This is a genomic window from Streptomyces sp. Inha503, assembly GCF_047215865.1.
GTDB lineage: Bacteria > Actinomycetota > Actinomycetes > Streptomycetales > Streptomycetaceae > Streptomyces > Streptomyces lycopersici.
Window position 1 is genome coordinate 4,100,256 of record NZ_CP178360.1, and the last position, 16,869, is coordinate 4,117,124.

General features: G+C 72.3%; 14 protein-coding genes. 6 read left to right on the forward strand and 8 right to left on the reverse strand.

Going from position 1 to position 16,869, the window contains the following annotated elements; genetic code table 11:
- Positions 1-7 precede the first annotated feature (7 nt).
- A complete protein-coding gene (locus tag ACJX2R_RS16935; protein ID WP_413100775.1) occupies positions 8-3,436 on the reverse strand; it encodes a BTAD domain-containing putative transcriptional regulator in 3,429 nt (1,142 codons plus the stop codon).
- A 248-nt stretch (positions 3,437-3,684) separates the two neighbouring features.
- Between ACJX2R_RS16935 and ACJX2R_RS16940 the strand changes: the two genes are divergently transcribed.
- On the forward strand, positions 3,685-4,482 hold the full coding sequence (locus ACJX2R_RS16940) for a site-2 protease family protein (RefSeq protein ID WP_262703320.1): 798 nt from the start codon (positions 3,685-3,687) through the stop codon (positions 4,480-4,482).
- A 635-nt stretch (positions 4,483-5,117) separates the two neighbouring features.
- On the opposite strand, the gene ACJX2R_RS16945 is transcribed toward ACJX2R_RS16940, so the two are convergent.
- From ACJX2R_RS16945 to ACJX2R_RS16970, 6 genes are all read right to left on the reverse strand, one after another.
- The gene (locus tag ACJX2R_RS16945; RefSeq protein ID WP_413100776.1) at positions 5,118-5,327 is read right to left on the reverse strand and encodes a hypothetical protein; all 210 of its coding nucleotides are present in this window, start codon (positions 5,325-5,327) and stop codon (positions 5,118-5,120) included.
- Between the two features lie 130 nt (positions 5,328-5,457).
- The gene (gene npdG, locus ACJX2R_RS16950; protein ID WP_413100777.1) at positions 5,458-6,195 is read right to left on the reverse strand and encodes an NADPH-dependent F420 reductase; all 738 of its coding nucleotides are present in this window, start codon (positions 6,193-6,195) and stop codon (positions 5,458-5,460) included.
- A 47-nt stretch (positions 6,196-6,242) separates the two neighbouring features.
- A complete protein-coding gene (locus ACJX2R_RS16955) occupies positions 6,243-7,247 on the reverse strand; it encodes a carbohydrate ABC transporter permease (RefSeq protein ID WP_413100778.1) in 1,005 nt (334 codons plus the stop codon).
- A complete protein-coding gene (locus ACJX2R_RS16960) occupies positions 7,244-8,176 on the reverse strand; it encodes a carbohydrate ABC transporter permease (RefSeq protein ID WP_413100779.1) in 933 nt (310 codons plus the stop codon). The genes ACJX2R_RS16955 and ACJX2R_RS16960 overlap by 4 nt, the downstream gene beginning before the upstream one ends.
- A 5-nt stretch (positions 8,177-8,181) precedes the next feature.
- Positions 8,182-9,540 carry an ABC transporter substrate-binding protein gene (locus ACJX2R_RS16965; RefSeq protein ID WP_413100780.1) on the reverse strand — a complete coding sequence of 453 codons (1,359 nt, stop codon included), beginning with the start codon at positions 9,538-9,540 and terminating at the stop codon, positions 8,182-8,184.
- Positions 9,537-10,664: a sialidase family protein gene (locus tag ACJX2R_RS16970; RefSeq protein ID WP_413100781.1), complete on the reverse strand. Its 1,128-nt coding sequence runs from the start codon at positions 10,662-10,664 to the stop codon at positions 9,537-9,539. Before ACJX2R_RS16970 ends, ACJX2R_RS16965 begins: the two co-directional genes overlap by 4 nt.
- 261 nt (positions 10,665-10,925) lie before the next feature.
- On the opposite strand from ACJX2R_RS16970, the gene ACJX2R_RS16975 reads away from it, so the two are divergent.
- On the forward strand, positions 10,926-11,531 hold the full coding sequence (locus ACJX2R_RS16975; protein WP_413100782.1) for a hypothetical protein: 606 nt from the start codon (positions 10,926-10,928) through the stop codon (positions 11,529-11,531).
- 255 nt (positions 11,532-11,786) lie between these two features.
- The gene (locus tag ACJX2R_RS16980) at positions 11,787-13,115 is read left to right on the forward strand and encodes an MFS transporter (RefSeq protein ID WP_413105876.1); all 1,329 of its coding nucleotides are present in this window, start codon (positions 11,787-11,789) and stop codon (positions 13,113-13,115) included.
- 297 nt (positions 13,116-13,412) lie between these two features.
- On the opposite strand, the gene ACJX2R_RS16985 is transcribed toward ACJX2R_RS16980, so the two are convergent.
- The gene (locus ACJX2R_RS16985; protein ID WP_413105877.1) at positions 13,413-13,637 is read right to left on the reverse strand and encodes a hypothetical protein; all 225 of its coding nucleotides are present in this window, start codon (positions 13,635-13,637) and stop codon (positions 13,413-13,415) included.
- 72 nt (positions 13,638-13,709) lie between these two features.
- Here ACJX2R_RS16985 and map point away from each other — a divergent pair, with 72 nt between their 5' ends.
- From map to efeO, 3 genes are all read left to right on the forward strand, one after another.
- On the forward strand, positions 13,710-14,567 hold the full coding sequence (map, locus tag ACJX2R_RS16990) for a type I methionyl aminopeptidase (protein ID WP_413100783.1): 858 nt from the start codon (positions 13,710-13,712) through the stop codon (positions 14,565-14,567).
- Positions 14,568-14,714: 147 nt separating this feature from the next.
- Positions 14,715-15,359: a heme oxygenase (biliverdin-producing) gene (locus tag ACJX2R_RS16995; RefSeq protein ID WP_413100784.1), complete on the forward strand. Its 645-nt coding sequence runs from the start codon at positions 14,715-14,717 to the stop codon at positions 15,357-15,359.
- A 374-nt stretch (positions 15,360-15,733) separates the two neighbouring features.
- Positions 15,734-16,867, forward strand: coding sequence for an iron uptake system protein EfeO (gene efeO, locus ACJX2R_RS17000; protein ID WP_413100785.1), 1,134 nt, complete (start codon positions 15,734-15,736; stop codon positions 16,865-16,867).
- Positions 16,868-16,869 lie beyond the last annotated feature (2 nt).

A 16,869-nucleotide genomic window follows, 5' to 3' on the forward strand; every position in this document is an offset into this window, starting at 1 on the left:
GCCGGTGTCATGTCGCCGCCGGGCCCGGGCCGGGCCCGGTCAGAGCGGTGCCGGGCGGGCCCGTGCGGACCAGTGCGGTGGCCTCCTCCAGCGTGAGCCCGGTGCCCTCGGCGTAGGCCCGCTCGTACGCGGCGTCCCCGAGCTCGGCCCGCGCCGCGGCCACGGTGCGCTCCCGGCCCGTCCGCTCGACGGCGGACTTCCGGTAGTACTGCGCCCCGCGCAGCACGTCGTACGCCCCCACCAGCCGCGCCGCGGTCCCGGCCCGCTCGGCGCCGCCGAGGCCGCTCAGCGCCTCGGCCCCGGTGAGCAGCTGGGTCACCGGGATGTACGGCGCGACGAGGTCCGTCATCCGGCCGGGCGTCTTCGCCAGCGCACCGCGCACGTTCTCCAGGGCGTCGCCCGGCCGTCCCTCCAGCAGGTCGAGCCAGGCCAGCATCCCCTCCACCATGCCCGCGAACAGCCGCAGCTCCCGGCCCTCGAACTCCCCGTGCAACGTGGTCAGAAGGGCCCGTGCCTCCGCGAGGCGGCCCGTGGACCCGCAGCGCAGCGCCAGATGGATCCGGGCGTACGACAGCGCCTCGGCGCCCACGTGCTGCCGCTGCCCGACCACCTCGCGCAGGATCCGCTCGCCCTCCGCGGCCTCCTCCTCGTCGCCCAGTTCCACGAAGACCCCGGCCAGCCGGGAGCGGAGGAAAAGCACCTGCTCATGGGCGCCGAGCTCCTGGGCGCAGCGGATCGCCGCACGGTAGTCCTCCGCCGCGGCCGCGCCCTCGCCGCGCTGCCCCCGTGTCTCGCCGCGGCCGGCCAGCGCCTCCGCCGTGCCCCATACGTCACCGATCCGGCGGAAGATCTCCAGAGCCTCGTCGGCGTCGCGGATCGCGCCCTCGTGCTCGCCGCTGCGCTCGTTGTGGACCCTGGCCCGCAGCTGGAGGTTGAACGCCAGCTCCCATGCGTAGCCCAGCTCCCGGCAGGTGCGCACCGCCTCGTCGACCATCCCCCGCAACAGGGCGAAGTCGCCCTTGAGGAACACCGCGAAGAACCACAGCACGCCCGGTAGCCGGCAGGACTGGGGCAGCCCCGGCCGGTAGGCGGCGACGATGCCCTCCAACTCGCGCTGGGCGTCGCCGCCCGCCATGACCTGGAGATCCCCCTCGATGTTGGACAGCGCGAACAGCCGCGCCCCGCGCCGCGCCTCCGCCAGCAGCTCGGGCTCCATCGGCGGCGGGGCGGCGATACAGCTGACGTACAGCGGCGGCGCGGGCGTCACGGGCGGTGCGAAGGGGCTCGGCCCGAGCTCGGCCGCGGCCGTCGCCCAGTGGTGGGCCTCGACGCGATGGCCGCGCAGATGCCAGAACCAGCCGAGCGAGAGCACCAGGCACAGCGCCTCCTGCTCCTCGCGGGCGGCCACGGCCCGGCGCAGCGCGGTGCGCAGGTTCTCGTGCTCGGTCTCCAGCCGGAGGAGCCAGTGGCGCTGCGCCGGGCCGCGCAGCAGCGGGTCGGCGGTACGGGCCAGCTCCCGGTAGGCGATGAGATGGCGGCGTTCGACCGCGGCCCGTTCGCCGGACTCGTCCAGCCGCTCCGCCGCGTACTCGGCGACGGTCTCCAGCAGCCGGTAGCGCATCTCCCCGTCCGCCCCGGGATCCGCTCCGGGATCCGCTCCGGGCGCGGTGACGACCAGCGATTTATCGATAAGGGAACCGAGCAGGGCGGCCACATCGCGGGGGTCCACGGCCCCGGTCCGCCCGGTGTGCCCTTCGACGTCCCCGCACACCACCTCCGCCTCGGCCAGCCCGCAGCCGCCCGCGAAGACGGACAGCCGGGCGAGCACGGTGCGCTCCGGGGCGTCGAGCAGGCCCCAGGACCAGTCGACGACCGCGCGCAGGGTCTGCTGACGGGGCAGCGCCGTACGGCTGCCGCTGGTCAGGAGGCGGAAGCGGTCGTCCAGCCGGTCGGCGAGCTGTCGCGGGGTGAGCAGCCGCAGCCGCGCGGCGGCCAGCTCGATCGCCAGCGGCAGCCCGTCCAGGCGGCGGCAGATCTCGGCACACGCGGCCGGGTCGTCCTCGGTACGGAACCCGGGCCGGGCCGCCGCCCCCCGGTCCTGGAGCAGCCGCAGCGCGACGGGGTCGGGCAGCGGCTCCACGGGACGCACCAACTCGCCCGGGACGGCGAGGGGTTCGCGGCTGGTGGCCAGGATGGTGACCCCTGGGCACTGGGCGAGCAGGGACTCGGTGAGGTGGGCCGCGGCCGCCACGAGGTGTTCGCAGTTGTCGAGCACGATCAGCATCCGGCGCGGGGCGCAGTGCTCGATGAGCCGGGCGCGCGGATCGTGCAGGGTCGGGTCGGCGGCGGCGCGCAGCCCCTCGGCCGCCGTGCCGAGGATGACCGTCTCACGCGCCCCGAGCGCGCTGAGGACCGTCTCCGGAACGGTCTCGGGGTCGTCCACGGGTGCGAGCTCGGCCAGCCACACCCCGTCCGGCCAGCCGGGCGCGACCGCCTCGGCGGCCTCCTGCGACAGCCGCGTCTTCCCGGCCCCGCCGGGCCCGAGGAGCGTGATCAGCCGGTGCTCGGCCAGATCGCCGCGCAGCGCCGCCAGATCGGCCTCGCGCCCGACGAAGCTGGTCAGCCTGGCCCGCAGATTGCCACCACGGGCGCGGGCGGAGGCGGCCGGTACGGGCTCCGGCGAACCGGGGCCCGACGGCACGGCAGCCCCCTCGCCGGTCGCCGCCAGCAGCTCGGCGTGGAGCGCCCGCAGCTCCGGCCCCGGATCGGCGCCCAGCCGCTCGGCGATCTCCGTACGGATCGCCTCGTACGCGGCCAGCGCCTCCGCCATCCGCCCCACGTCCCGCAGGGCGCGGACGCGCAGCGCGTGCAGCGGTTCGTCCAGCGGATGGGCGTCGCAGAGCCCGGTGAGCGTGGGGAGGGCCTGGCCGGCGCGGCCGAGGGCGAGGTCGGCGGCGAGCCGGGCGCGCCGCGCGTCCAGCCGTCGCGCCTCGGCGCGGGCGGCGGGCGCGGTGGCGTCGGGCAGATCGCTGAGCGCGGGCCCGCGCCACAGTGCGAGGGCGGCGTCGAGCAGATCGACGGCCTTGGCCGGATCGCCGTCGGCGAGGGCGCGGGCGCCCTCCTCCGCGAGCCGTTCGAAGCGGTGCAGATCGACGTCGTCGGGGTCGGCGCTCAGCCGGTACCCGCCCGGAACGGACTCCACGGCGTCCTTGCCGAGCACCCGTCGCAACCGTCCGACCAGCGCCTGAAGCGCGCCGTGCTCATCGGCGGGCGGATCGGTGTCCCAGATCTCCCCGATGAGCGCCCCGGTGGTCCGCGCCCGCCCGGGCGTCAGCGCGAGCGCCGCCAGCAGCGCACGCAGCCGCGCCCCGCCGACGTCCACGGGGGTGCCGTCGTCGTGGCGGGCCTGGGTGGTGCCGAGGATGCCGTAGCGCACGGGCCCATTCTGGTGGATGGCCCGCCGGGCGGGGCATCGGCCTCGGACGCGCGGGAACGGTGACGGGGCGCGGGAACGGTGACGGGGTCACGGAAACGGTGCCGGGTGACGGGAACGGTGCCGAGTCGAGGACGGGCTCCACGGGCGCGTGGCGCTGCTCATATCTGGCCCTCCCGGCCCGGAACTCCACGCACACTGTCCGTCGTTTCCCCCTCAGCGCTCACCAGCCCGTATGGAGACCCCACCCGATGACCACCGCAGTCAGCCGCCGTGACCGGCGTATCAGCCCCGTCTTCCTCGGTCTGTTCGCGATCATGGTCGTATCCGCGTGGGCCGTGTGGACGGAGTACTCCGCGAGCCCCGGCTTCGCGGTGTTCCTGTTCGTCGTCTCGGGCTGGATCGTCTCCCTCTGTCTGCATGAGTACGCCCATGCGCGCACCGCGCTGCACGGCGGGGACCTGACGATCGGCGCGAAGGGCTATCTGACCCTCAACCCGCTGAAGTACACCCACCTGGCGCTGAGCATCGTGCTGCCCGTGATCTTCGTGATCATGGGCGGGATCGGGCTGCCGGGCGGGGCGGTGTTCATCGAGCGGCACCGGATCCGGGGGCGCTGGAAGCACAGCCTGATCTCGGCCGCCGGGCCGCTGACGAATGTGCTGTTCGCGGCCGCGCTGACCGCGCCGTTCTGGCTCGGCGCCACCGACCGGGTGCCGGAGCTCTTCCGCTACGCGCTCGCCTTCCTGGCGCTGCTCCAGGTCACGGCGGCGATCCTGAACTTCCTGCCGGTGCCGGGCCTGGACGGGTACGGGGTGATCGAGCCGTGGCTGTCCTACCGCATCCGGCGCCAGGTCGAGCCGTACGCGCCGTTCGGGCTGCTCGCGGTCTTCGGGATCCTGTGGATACCCGAGGTCAACCAGGCGTTCTTCGAGGCGATCGACGCGGTGATGCGGGCGCTGGGCGTATCGGAATGGGACACCTACTGGGGCCAGGAGTTCTTCCGCTTCTGGCAGGGCGAGCCCGATATCGCCGGGTTCCGCTCCTAGGGGACGCCTGCGGCGGGCCACGCGGCGGAGCCGCATTTCGGTGCTTCCCCCTCCCCGCCCCTTCCCACGGCATCGCTTTGCTGCTCCGCCGCGTGGCAGGGGGCTCCGCCCCAGCCCCCGCACGTGGTGGAGTTCCCGCAGGGGCTTCGCCCCTGGGCCCCGAGGTCTGGGGCGGAGCCCCGCCTCCCAGCCCCTCCGGCGTTTGAGGACCGGACTCTGGAGCGGCGCCCCACCTACCACCCCCTCCGGCGTTTGAGGACCGGACTCTGGAGCGGAGCCCCACCTCCCAGCCCCTCCGGCGTTTGAGGACCGGACTCTGGAGCGGAGCCCCACCTCCCAGCCCCTCCGGCGTTTGAGGACCGGACTCTGGAGCGGAGCCCCACCTACCACCCCCTCCGGCGTTTGAGGACCGGACTCTGGAGCGGCGCCCCACCTACCACCCCCTCCGGCGTTTGAGGACCGGACTCTGGAGCGGCGCCCCACCTACCACCCCCTCCGGCGTTTGAGGACCGGAGTCTGGGGCGGAGCCCCGCCTTCCAGCCTCTCCGGCGTTTGAGGAGCGGGGTCTGGGGCGGAGCCCCAGTTGTGGGAAGGGGCGGGGAGGGGGACAGCCCGCCGCAGGCGCCCCCGTGGCCTCAGCCCGCCGCGCCCGTGCTCTCGCGGTCGGCCGCGCGGTGCGCGCGGTCCGCGCGGGCCTTGCGGAGGTAGTACCAGGCCATGTTGGACGAGATACCGGCGATCAGGATCCAGACGACGCCGAGCCAGCTCCCCCGCGCGAAGGACACGACGGCCGCGGCGATCGCGAGCACGCAGACGGCCAGGGTGTAGAGGGCGAGGCGGGGCATGGGGTCGGCTCCTGTCGGGGGGTGTGTCACTCCCCGCCATTGTCCCCCATGCGCCGCCCGAGGAGCCGGGCGCCCCGGGGGGGTGGGCAACCCGGGCGCCCCGGGTGCGGGCAGGCCCGCGGGGCCGCCCTCAGACGTCCGTGACGCGCAGGCCCGCGTGAGCCTTGTAGCGGCGGTTGACCGAGATCAGATTGGCCACCAGGGACTCCACCTGGTGGGCGTTGCGCAGCCGGCCCGCGAAGACCCCGCGCATGCCCGGAATGCGCGCCGCGAGCGCCTGCACCAGGTCGGTGTCGGCGCGCGACTCGCCCAGGACCATCACATCGGTGTCGATCTGCTCGACCTCCGGGTCCTGGAGCAGCACGGCCGAGAGGTGGTGGAAGGCCGCGGTGACGCGGGAGTCCGGCAGCAGGGCGGCGGCCTGCTCGGCGGCACTGCCCTCCTCCGGCCGCAGCGCGTACGCGCCCTTCTTGTCGAAGCCCAGCGGGTTGACGCAGTCGATCACCAGCTTGCCGCCCAGCTCCTCGCGCAGCCCCTCAAGCGTCTTCGCGTGGCCGTCCCACGGGACCGCGACGATCACGATGTCGCTGCGGCGCGAGCACTCCGCGTTGTCCGCGCCCTCGATGCCGAGCTCCGCGCCGCCCAGCTCCCGTGCCGCGGTCTGCGCGCGCTCGGCGGCACGCGAGCCGATGATCACCTTCTGACCGGCCCTGGCCAGCCGGTAGGCGAGGCCACGGCCCTGGTCGCCGGTGCCGCCGAGGACACCGACGGTCAGGCCGGACACATCGGGGAGGTCCCAGGGGTCCTTGGCGGGGGCCTTCTTCGCGGGGGCGTCGGACGCGGAGTTCGTGGCATCAGGAGTTGTCATGACAGTGATCCTGTCACGCACCGCGGCCACCTTCATGGTGACGTCTCTTACGCTTTGACACTCCCCTCCGTCAGCCCTGTGCGCCAGTACCGCTGGAGTACGCCCATCAGCACCATCAGCGGCAGTACGGACAGGAACGCCCCGCCGACCGTGTACTGGTACAGCTCCGGCTGCCGGTCCGCGTACCCCTGCCAGGACGTCAGACCGAGCTGGATCGGGTAGAGGTCGGAGTCGGAGAGCATGACCAGCGGCAGAAAGAAGTTGTTCCAGATGTGCACGAACTGGAACAGGAAGACGGTCACCAGCGCCGGGGTCATCAGCCGCAGCCCCAGCGTGGAGAAGATCCGGGCCTCCCCCGCGCCGTCGATCCGCGCCGCCTCCAGGAGGGAGTCCGGCACGGCGGCGGCCGCGTAGATCCGGCACAGATAGACCCCGAACGGGCTGACCACGCTGGGGATCAGCACGGCCCAGTAGGTGTTGGCCAGGCCGATCTCGCTGAAGAGCAGATACAGCGGGAGCGCGAGCGCCGTGCCCGGGATCAGCACTCCGGCCAGGATGACGTTGAAGATGCCTTCCCGGCCGGGGAAGCGGTACTTGGCCAGCGCGTAGCCGGCCGCGGCCGACAGCAGGGTGGCGGCGAGCGCGCCGACGCCCGCGTACATCAGGCTGTTGACGAACCACCGGACGTAGATGCCGTCGTCGTAGGTGAGCACCCGGTGGAGGTAGTCCAGCGGGTGCGGGTCGTGGAACCAGAAGCCGAAGGTGCCGAAGAGGTCGCTGCTGGACTTGGTGGAGGAGACCACGAGCCAGTAGACGGGAGTCAGGAAGTAGAGGGCGGCGACCGTGAGCAGCGAGGCGGTGATGATGCGGTGCCGCAAGGGGGGTTCAAGACCCTTCCGGCGCTTCGCCGCGCGGCGGCGGCCCGCACCGGGCCGGTCGCCGGGCGGGACCTCCTCGGGCCCCCCGCGCGCGGCCCCGCCCGCGGCCCCGCCCGCGGCCCCGCCGGGCCCGCCGACGACCACGCCGCCGGTCGGGTCGTTCGCCTCGCTCATCCGCTCTCGCCGTCCTTCCCCCGCTGTCCCACGAGTCTCAGGAAGCCGAAGGACAGCACGCAGGCGACGAGGGCGAGCAGCACCGCCTCGGCCGCCGCGATGTGCTGGTTGTTGCTGGTGAACGCCTCGTTGTAGGCGGCCAGATTGGGGGTGTAGCCGGAGTCGATGGAGTTGCTCAGCGGTTTGAGCACCTTCGGCTCGGCGAAGAGCTGGAGGGTGCCGATGAGGCTGAAGACGGTGGTGAGCACGAGCGCGGGCCGGATCAGCGGGAGCTTGATGTGCCGGGCCACCTGCCAGGCGCTCGCCCCGTCGATCCGCGCCGCCTCGTACAGCTCGCCGGGGACGGCCTTGAGCTGGGCGATCAGCACCAGCATGTTGTAGCCGGTGAACTGCCAGGTGACGATGTTGGCGATGGACCACAGGACCGCCCCGCGGCCCAGGAAGTCCACGTTCCAGCCCACCGAATCGGCCATCTCCACCAGCGGGCTGATCCCGGGGACGTAGAGGAAGCCCCACAGGATCGAGGCGATCACACCGGGCACCCCGTACGGCAGGAAGAAGGCGGTACGGAAGAAGCCCACCCAGCGCGCGGACGCCGCGTCCAGCAGCAGCGCCAGCCCGGTGGCGAAGGCGATCATCACCGGGATCTGGACGGCGCCGAAGAGCAGCACCCGCCCGAAGCCCGCCGTGAACCGGTCGTCCTCCAGGGCGTGGGCGTAGTTGGACAGCCCCGCCCACACCTGCTTGGTCTCCCCGCCGAGGCCGAGCGGCCCGGTGCGCTCGACCTTCAGCAGACTCTCGTAGAGGGCGTAGCCGATCGGGGCGATGAAGCACAGCAGGAAGAGCGCGAGGAAGGGCAGCAGAAACCCGGACGCCGCCCGGGCGCCGCGTGCCTCGGTCCTGGTGAGACGGCGGGGGGCTCCTCTCATCCGCCTCACCCGGCCTTCACCTGGAGGCCCTTTTCCTTCAGATCGGTGATCGTCTGGCTCTGCACCTTCTTCAGCACGGAGCGGAAGTCGGACCCGTCGCCGATGGCCGCCGTGAAGGCGTCGCCGAGCCGCTGGTAGAGGGTGTCCGTGGCGGGGCCCCACTTCCAGCTGGTGTCCACGCCCTTGCTCGCCTCGTCGAAGACCTTGCTGTACTCCTGGCCGCCGAAGAAGTCCTTGTGCACATCGAGCTGGGAGGTGGTGTAGCCGCGCTTGGCGCCCGGGGTGCCATAGCCGTTCTCGATCAGGAGCTTGATCGACTCGGGGTCGGTGTTGAGCCAGATCGCGAAGGCCAGCGCGTCCTTGGGGTACTTGCTCTTGGCGAAGACCGCGGTGGTGGAGCCGCCCCAGTTGGCGTAGGCGGCGTCGCCCTTCTTCCACTGCGGCATGGGCACCACGCGCCATTTGCCCGCGGTCTTGGGGGCGTTGCCGACCAGCAGGGCGTCGCCCCAGCTGGCGCCGAGCCAGGAGGCCATGTCGCCGGTCTGGACATCCTTGTACCAGGCGTTCTGCCGGTCCGGGATGGTCTTGATGAGCTTCCGGCGGACCAGCCCGTACCAGTAGTCGGCGACCTTACGGGTGGGCTCGTCGTCGATGGATACGGTCCAGGTGTCGCCCTCGGTGCCGAACCAGCGCGCCCCTGCCTGCCAGGCGAGCCCCGCGAAGCGGTTGCCGTTGGTGGCCGAGAAGGTCTCGATCCAGGCGCCCTTCTTACGGATCGCGGTGGCCGCCGCCTCGTACTCGTCCCAGGTGGTGGGGGGCTCGATGCCCCACTTCTCGAAGAGGTCCCGACGGATGAACAGGCCCATCGGACCGGACGCCTGCGGTACGGCGTAGACGGCCTTGCCGAAGACGGACTGCTGCCACTGCCACCCGATGAACTTGTCCTTGTGGTCGGCGATCCCGTACTTGGTCAGGTCCAGCAGCCCGTTGTCGATGAGGAAGCTGGGCACGACCGGGTACTCGATCTGGCCGAGGTCCGGCGGGTTGCCCGCCTTGATGGCGGCGTGCATCTTGGCGTACTGGGCGCCGTCGACGGCCGAGACCTTCTCGACCTTGACCCGGACCTCCGGGTTCTTGCTGTTCCACAGGGCGACGGGCTTGTCGATGCCCGGCACCCAGGACCAGAAGGTCAGGGTGATCTTCTCGCCCTTCTTGCGGCCCTTGGGCTCATCACCCCCGTCGTCGTCCGAGCCGCAGCCCGCGAGGGCGAACCCGGCGGCCGCGGCGGCCGCGCCGCCGAGGACCGCGCGGCGCGGCGGCGTGCCGTGCGGCCAGGTGTTCCGGTTTCTTGCGGTGTCGCTCATACCAGCCCCTCCATCGGAATGCGCCGGAATGTGATGGTCGAGTAGGCGCTGAAGTCGCCGGTCTCGTAGAGCAGTCCGACCGTGGCGTCGTCGAGCCGGACCAGATCGGAGTAGGCGGCGGGCAGGCCGTTCACGGTGTGGCCGGTCCGCCAGGTGACGCCGCCGTCAAAGCTGGTGCGGACGGTCATCAGCGCCCGGTACGCGGGGTCGGCGGGGCCGGAGAAGAGCAGTGCGTCCGGCTCGCCGAGGTGCAGCACGCTGCACTCCACGACGGGGGCGACCAGACCGGCCTGCGGCCGGAAGGGGAGGTCCAGGGTGGCGCCGCCGTCGCCGGAGTGGGCGTCGGCGCGGGTGCCGGGCGCGGTGGCGTCGGTGCGGGTGTTGAAGTAGACCCGGCCGTCGGGGAGTTGGGCGGCGGTGGTCTCGTTGACGTTGACGTAGCCGTCGGGGTTGTCGTCCACGTACCCGATCCGCCAGGTGGCGCCGTCGTCGTCGCTGAGCAGGTCGTGCCCGCCGTTGTACCGGCCCTCGGTGCCGTCGTCGCCGGGGACGGTCGGCGGCAGGGAGTGATTGCCGGGGACGACGATCCGGCTCGCGTGGGGGCCGTAGCGCAGCTGGAGGGCGTGGCCCGGGGTGGTGGCGTACCAGCGCCATTCGGGCCGCTTGGTGCTCGCGGTGATCTCGCGCGCCCCGCTCCAGCTCGCACCGTCGTCGTCGCTGTACGTCAGCCACACCCGCCGCCCGTCGGCCGCGCTCACCTCGCCGCGCCGGATCCGGTCCTCGGTCGCGGAGGCGGCGCTGCGGACGTGCACCAGCAGGACGCGGCCGTCGTCCGGGCCGCCGTCGAGGACGACGGGGGCGGGGTTGCCCGCCGTCCCGTCGCCGTTGCGGGCCACGACCTGTAAGGCGCCCCAGGTCCGTCCGCCGTCGGCCGACCGCTTGAGCACGAGGTCGATATGGCCGTCGTCGGCGGAGGAGTCCACCCGGCCCTCGGCGAACGCGAGGACGGTGCCGTCGCGGGTCAGCACGACTGCCGGGATCCGGTAGCTCGCATAGCCCTCGGTCCCCGCCCGGAACGGAACGGACACCTCGTACGAGCGTGCCGCCCCCGTGTCGACTGTCACCAGACCTCCCGATGCCCCGTCGCAATCGAGTGCCGAGTCAGAAAAATAGGACGTAGGACGTCCCTTGTGTGCGGCGACCTTAGGGTTTGCCTTACGGAGCGTCAAGAGACGGCGCATGAACAGTTGGAGACGCGGACGTGGTGCGCGTGGGCACCGGACACGGAACGGGCTGACGGCATGCCCACCGCATATGCCCCGAACGGGTGAGCCGGGCCCGAATCGCGCCCGCCGGGGCGCGGGCCGGGGCAGGATCCGGATGCCATGGACGCCGTAAGGGTCGCGCTGCTGCGCGAAGTCCTCGCCGGAACGGAATGGCTCCAGGCCACCCGCCGCTTCGCGGGCTCGCTACGGGCCTCGGTCGGACCGCGCGCGGGCGGACTGCTGCTGGTCGGCAGCGAGGCCTACGAACCGTGGCACCTGGCCGCGCACCTCGACGACGAGGCGGCCTGGTCCGGGCTGCCCGAGCTGTCCCCCACCCTCGTCCGCCACCGGGTGCCGGAGGGCACCGCCGTCCCCGCGCACCTGGCGGTCGGGCTCGGGCGGCTGGAGCGGGCGGGCCGCGGGGAAACCCTGCTGGTGGTCGCGCCGGACGACCCCGGCTCCGGGCTGCTGGAACGGGTCAACGACGCCCGCCGGGGCGGGGCCACCGTGCTCGCCCTCGACGGCGGCGCCGCCGAACTGCACGCCTTGGCCCATGACGCCCTCTCCGCCCCCGAGAGCGGCGAACTCGACCTCGACACCCTCCAGCATCTGGTCAGCGCGGCCGCCGGCGAAAACAGCCTGCCGCGCCCGGGCCGCCGCCGCTTCCAGGACCGGCTCGCCCGGCTGGCCGAACACCTGACGGCGCCGCCGCCGGCGCATTGGTGAGGGGGCTTGGGGGTGCACACCCCAGGGGCTGGTGAGAGTGCCCAGCGGGCTGGTGACGGCGCCCTGCCGGGCCGTACGGCGGCGGGCGGGCCGTGAGGCGCGCACGGGCCGTACGGCGGCCACGGCTCATGGGGCCGCGGCGATCCATGAGGCGCCCGCGCGGGCCGTACGGCGGCCACCGCCAATCGGCGCCCCACGGGCCGTAATTCGGTTGCCCGGCGCGGCGGCGCGGCCGGACGATGTCGCCTCGTGACCCTGACCGACCAGGACGACCCTCCGGCGCCCCGCCCGCCGCGGCGCGCCCCGCGGCGGGCTCGCGCGCTGCTGCCCGATCTCGCCCCGTGGCACTCCTCCCGCGACTTCCGGCTGCTGTGGACCGCGGGGCTGGTGACCGCCTTCGGCAGCTTCCTGACGATGGTGGCGCTGCCGCTCCAGATCAAGGAGTTGACGGGCTCCGCCGCCGCGGTGGGCGCGATCGGGGCGGTCGAACTGGTGCCGCTGATCGTCTTCGGGCTGTACGGCGGCGCGCTGGCCGACGCCGTCGACCGGCGGCGGCTGATCCTGCTGACCGAGGTCGGGCTCGGGCTGCTCTCCGCGCTGCTGCTGGTCAACAGCCTGCTGCCGGATCCCATGCTGTGGCCGCTGTATGTGGTGGCCGCGCTGACCAGTGCGCTGACCGGGCTCCAGCGCCCCGCCATCGACGCGGTGGTGGCCCGGATCGTCCCGCACGCCCAGCTGACCGCGGCCGCCGCGCTCAACTCGCTGCGCTGGCAGCTGTCCGCGATCGCGGGGCCCTCGCTCGCCGGGGTCGTCGTGGCGTACGCCGGGCTGCCGCTCGCCTACGGCCTCGATCTGCTGACCTTCGCCGTCTCCGGACTGCTGGCCCTCCGACTGGCCTCCGCCCCGCCCGCGCACGACGCCGAGCCGCCGTCGCTGCGCGCGATTGGCGAGGGCGCGCGCTACGCCTGGCGGCGCAAGGAGTTGCTGGGCACCTACGCCGTGGACATGGCCGCCATGTTCTTCGCCTTCCCGAACGCGATCTTCCCCTTCCTCGCCGACGATCTGGACGCGCCCTGGGCGCTGGGCCTGATGTACGCGGCGGGTTCGATCGGCTCGGTGGTGGTCAGCGCGACCAGCGGCTGGACGTCCCGGGTGCACCGCCACGGCCGGTTGGTGGTCGCGGGCGCGGCCGTCTGGGGCCTGGCCATGGCGGCGGCCGGATGGCTGTCCAACGTCTGGCTGGTGCTGCTGTGCCTGGCGGTGGCGGGCGGCGGGGACATGGTCAGCGGGCTTTTCCGCGCCACGCTGTGGAACCAGACGATCCCGGAGAGGCTGCGCGGCCGACTGGCCGGTATCGAGCTGCTCTCCTACGCCACCGGCCCCCAACTGGGCCAGGTCCGGGCCGGTTCCATGGCCGGGTGGGTGGGCGTACGGGCCTCGGTGTGGTCCGGCGGGCTGGCCTGCGTGGCCTCGGTCGGCCTCCTGGCACTCGCACTGCCCCGGCTGATGGCCTACGACGCCCGAACGGACGAACACGCCCGCCGGGCGAGAGAGTCCCGCGAGCTCCGCCCCGCCACTGGCTGATCGCCGGGCGCTGGGCCGATTCCCAGCGCGCCGCCACTCTCATTGCCCTCGCGTGCCGTCTCCATCGCGCGGGCGGCCTCCTCCGGGGAGCCGTACAGGCCGAGACGGTGGGGCGGCGCGGCACTCCGGACCGGGCCGGTCCCTCGGCGCCCCGCACCGGGGAAGCTCTCCGTGCCCGGGGAAGCTCCGCGCGTCAGGGCGAGGCCGGCGTCCGCTCACGGCGCCCGGCAAGGCTCCCGGCAGCCGGGAAAGCCCCGCTCCCGGCAGCCGGGGAAGCCCCCGCCCCGAGGGGGCGTCTCAGTCCGTCGCCGGGGGCTCGTCGTCGCGCCAGCGCGGGTCGTTTCGCCATTCCTCGTTGCGTTCGTGCGAGGTCTCGATCGCGCGGGCGGCCTCCTCCGGGGAGGCGTACGGGCCGAGGCGGTCGGCGGCGCGGCACTCCGGGCCCTCCTCGACCTTCTGGTGCTTGATGCAGTAGTACCACTCGCCGGGTTTGCCGGCGGTCCCTCTCCTGAACAGCGCCATCCCGGCCCCGACCTTCCGCTCGTACTCCCTTGCGGCCATGCTGCCCCATGCGCCGCCGATACACTCGCTGATATGTCTGGCCAGTCGCTTCTAGTCCCGGGGAAGCTCTCCCCCACCCGCACCGTCCCCGCCTCGATCCCGCGTCCGGAGTACGTCGGGAAGCAGGGCCCGACTCCTTATGACGGGCCCGAGGTCCAGGACGCCGAGACGATCGAGCGCATGCGGATCGCCGGGCGGATCGCCGCGCGGGCGATGGAGGAGGCCGCCAAGCTGATCGCGCCCGGGGTCACCACGGACGAGCTGGACCGGGTGGCCCACGAGTACATGTGCGACCACGGCGCGTATCCCTCGACGCTGGGCTACCGCGGGTTCCCCAAGTCGCTGTGCAGCTCCGTCAACGAGGTCATCTGCCACGGCATCCCCGACACCACCGTCCTCAAGGACGGCGACATCGTGAACCTCGACGTCACCGCCTACATCGGCGGGGTGCACGGGGACAACAACGCCACCTATCTGTGCGGCGAGGTGGACGAGGAGTCGCGGCTGCTCGTCGAGCGCACCCGTGAGTCGCTCAACCGCGCGATCAAGGCCGTCAAGCCGGGCCGCCGGATCAACATCATCGGCCGGGTCATCGAGTCGTACGCCAAGCGCTTCGGCTACGGCGTGGTCCGCGACTTCACCGGCCACGGGATCAACACCTCGTTCCACTCCGGCCTGATCGTGCCGCACTACGACAGCCCGCACCACACCACCGAGATCAAGCCGGGGATGACCTTCACCATCGAGCCGATGCTGACGCTGGGCACCCATGAGTACGACATGTGGGAGGACGGCTGGACCGTGGTCACCAAGGACCGCAAGCGGACGGCGCAGTTCGAGCACACGCTGGTGGTGACCGAGACCGGGGCGGAGATCCTCACTCTGCCCTAGCGGCCGGGGCGGTCCGGAATGTCTTGTGCCGGGGGCTGATTCTTCGGCGGCCGTTTTACCGACAGCCTGTCGGGAAAGCATTGACGTAGGCGATGGTCTCTACTTAGGTAAGCCTAACCTACACACCTCGGCCCCCGGAGGTCCACCGTGGAGTTCTCCGCCCAGATCCGCACCGCCTCACGGGAAGCGCACTCGGACGTCGGGAGCTCGTCGTTCATGAGCGATCTGCTCGGTGGGCGGCTGGGGGTGGCGGCCTACCGCCGCTACTCCGAGCAGCTGTGGTTCGTCTACCGCGCCCTGGAGTCTCCGGCCGACGCGCTCGCGGCGGACCCCGTGGCGGGCCCGTTCCTCCGGCCGGAGCTGGCCCGGCTGGCCGAGCTGGAGCGCGATCTGGCCCACCTCGGCGGCCCGGACTGGCGCAGCGGCCTCACCGCGCTGCCCGCCACGGCGGCGTACGCGGCGCGGGTCGCGGAGTGTGCGCGTGACTGGCCGGCGGGCTATGTCGCCCACCACTACACCCGCTATATGGGCGACCTGTCCGGCGGCCAGATCGTCCGGGACACGGCGGAGAAGACCTGGGGCTTCGACCGTAAGGGCGACGGGGTGCGGTTCTACGTCTTCGAGTCGATAACCAACCCCGCCGCGTTCAAGCGGGAGTACCGCGCGCTGCTGGACGCGCTGCCGGTGGACGATCTGGAGAAGCAGCGCGTCGTGGAGGAGTGCAAGCGCGCCTACGCGCTGAACGCGGGGATCTTCCGGGAGCTGGCCGAGGAGTTCCGGCTCAGCGCCTGAACGGGGCGCGGGCGAGTCCACGCCGTCGGCGGCACTCGCCGCCGGCCTGCCCGCCACGCGACCGGGCGACGACATCTGACGAGCCGCGCCCGCGGGAAGACCCGGGCCCATTGAAGCGCCGCACCCACAGAAGCGCCGCACCCACAGAAGTGCCGCGCCCGTGAAAGCACCGCGCCCATAAGAGGCGTGCGTCACTCTTCCCGGACTGCGAACCGCATCAAATCAGCCACCTTGGCCAAACCTTTGCCATCCACAGAGCACTCCTTGACCTTACACAGGATCGACACAGGCAAGGCTCAGTTAAGTTAGGCCAGCCTTATCCGCCACCGTACGTCCGTCCTGCCCCGCCTGTCCCGATTCCGTCTGGAGCCCGTATGCGAGCCGCTCGCACCTCCGTTGTCGCCGCGATATCGGCACTGACGACGATCACCGCCGTCGCTGGATGCGCCCAGAAGTCCGACGCCAAGGACTCGGACGCCGTCCAGGTAACCGCCTCCGACAGCGCGTGCGAGGTCTCCAAGACCTCCTTCCCCGCCGGGCATGTGAAGCTCGCGGTGGAGAACAAGGGCTCCAAGGTCACCGAGGTCTATGTCTACGCCCCGGGCGACCGGATCGTCACCGAGCGGGAGAACATCGGCCCCGGCACCAGCGCCTCGATCAACGCCGAGGTCAAGGCCGGTTCGTACGAGATCGCCTGCAAGCCCGGGATGAAGGGCCACGGCATCCGCCAGAAGGTGTCCGCCACCGGCAAGGGCAAGCTGCCCCAGCGCGATCCGCGGCTGGACAAGGCAGTGGCCGCGTACCGGACGTACGTCCAGAAGCAGGCCGACGACACGCTGCCCGCGGTCCAGAAGTTCGCCGACGCGGTCAAGAAGGACGACCTCGAGGGCGCCAAGAAGCTCTACGCCCCCTCGCGCATCGGCTGGGAGCGCACCGAGCCGGTCGCCGAGTCCTTCGGCGATATCGACCCCAAGGTGGATGTGCGCGAGGACGGTCTGGAGAAGGGCCAGAAGTGGACCGGCTGGCACCGGCTGGAGAAGTCGCTGTGGCAGACCAAGAAGATCACCGCGGCCGACCATGACCTCGCCGACCGGCTCATCAAGGATCTGAAGGACTGGCAGAAGCGCGTCGGAACCGCCGACATCACCCCCACCGGCATGGCCAACGGCGCCAAGGAGCTGCTGGACGAGGTGCAGACCGGCAAGGTCACCGGTGAGGAGGAGCGCTACAGCCACACCGACCTGGTGGACTTCAAGGCCAACGTCGAGGGCGCCGAGACCTCGTACGAGCTGCTCAAGCCGGTGGCGGCCAAGAACGACCCGGAGCTGGCCAAGGATCTGGACAAGCAGTTCGCGGCCGTCGCCAAGCTGCTGGACAAGTACCGCGAGGGCGATGGCTTCGTGTCGTACGACACCGTCTCGGAGTCCCAGCGCAAGAAGCTGTCCGACGCGGTCAACGCGCTCGCCGAGCCGCTGTCCCGGCTCGCCGCGGCCGTCGTCACCAAGTGAGG

What these genes read in the sequence shown, in the direction of transcription:
- ACJX2R_RS16975 (WP_413100782.1), top strand. Translation starts at nt 10,926, where the DNA reads ATGGACGCCGTAAGGGTCGCGCTGCTGCGCGAAGTCCTCGCCGGAACG.
- ACJX2R_RS16965 (WP_413100780.1), bottom strand. Translation starts at nt 9,540, where the DNA reads ATGAGCGACACCGCAAGAAACCGGAACACCTGGCCGCACGGCACGCCG.
- ACJX2R_RS16940 (WP_262703320.1), top strand. Translation starts at nt 3,685, where the DNA reads ATGACCACCGCAGTCAGCCGCCGTGACCGGCGTATCAGCCCCGTCTTC.
- ACJX2R_RS16960 (WP_413100779.1), bottom strand. Translation starts at nt 8,176, where the DNA reads ATGAGAGGAGCCCCCCGCCGTCTCACCAGGACCGAGGCACGCGGCGCC.
- efeO (WP_413100785.1), top strand. Translation starts at nt 15,734, where the DNA reads ATGCGAGCCGCTCGCACCTCCGTTGTCGCCGCGATATCGGCACTGACG.
- ACJX2R_RS16945 (WP_413100776.1), bottom strand. Translation starts at nt 5,327, where the DNA reads ATGCCCCGCCTCGCCCTCTACACCCTGGCCGTCTGCGTGCTCGCGATC.
- ACJX2R_RS16955 (WP_413100778.1), bottom strand. Translation starts at nt 7,247, where the DNA reads ATGAGCGAGGCGAACGACCCGACCGGCGGCGTGGTCGTCGGCGGGCCC.
- ACJX2R_RS16985 (WP_413105877.1), bottom strand. Translation starts at nt 13,637, where the DNA reads ATGGCGCTGTTCAGGAGAGGGACCGCCGGCAAACCCGGCGAGTGGTAC.
- npdG (WP_413100777.1), bottom strand. Translation starts at nt 6,195, where the DNA reads ATGACAACTCCTGATGCCACGAACTCCGCGTCCGACGCCCCCGCGAAG.
- map (WP_413100783.1), top strand. Translation starts at nt 13,710, where the DNA reads ATGTCTGGCCAGTCGCTTCTAGTCCCGGGGAAGCTCTCCCCCACCCGC.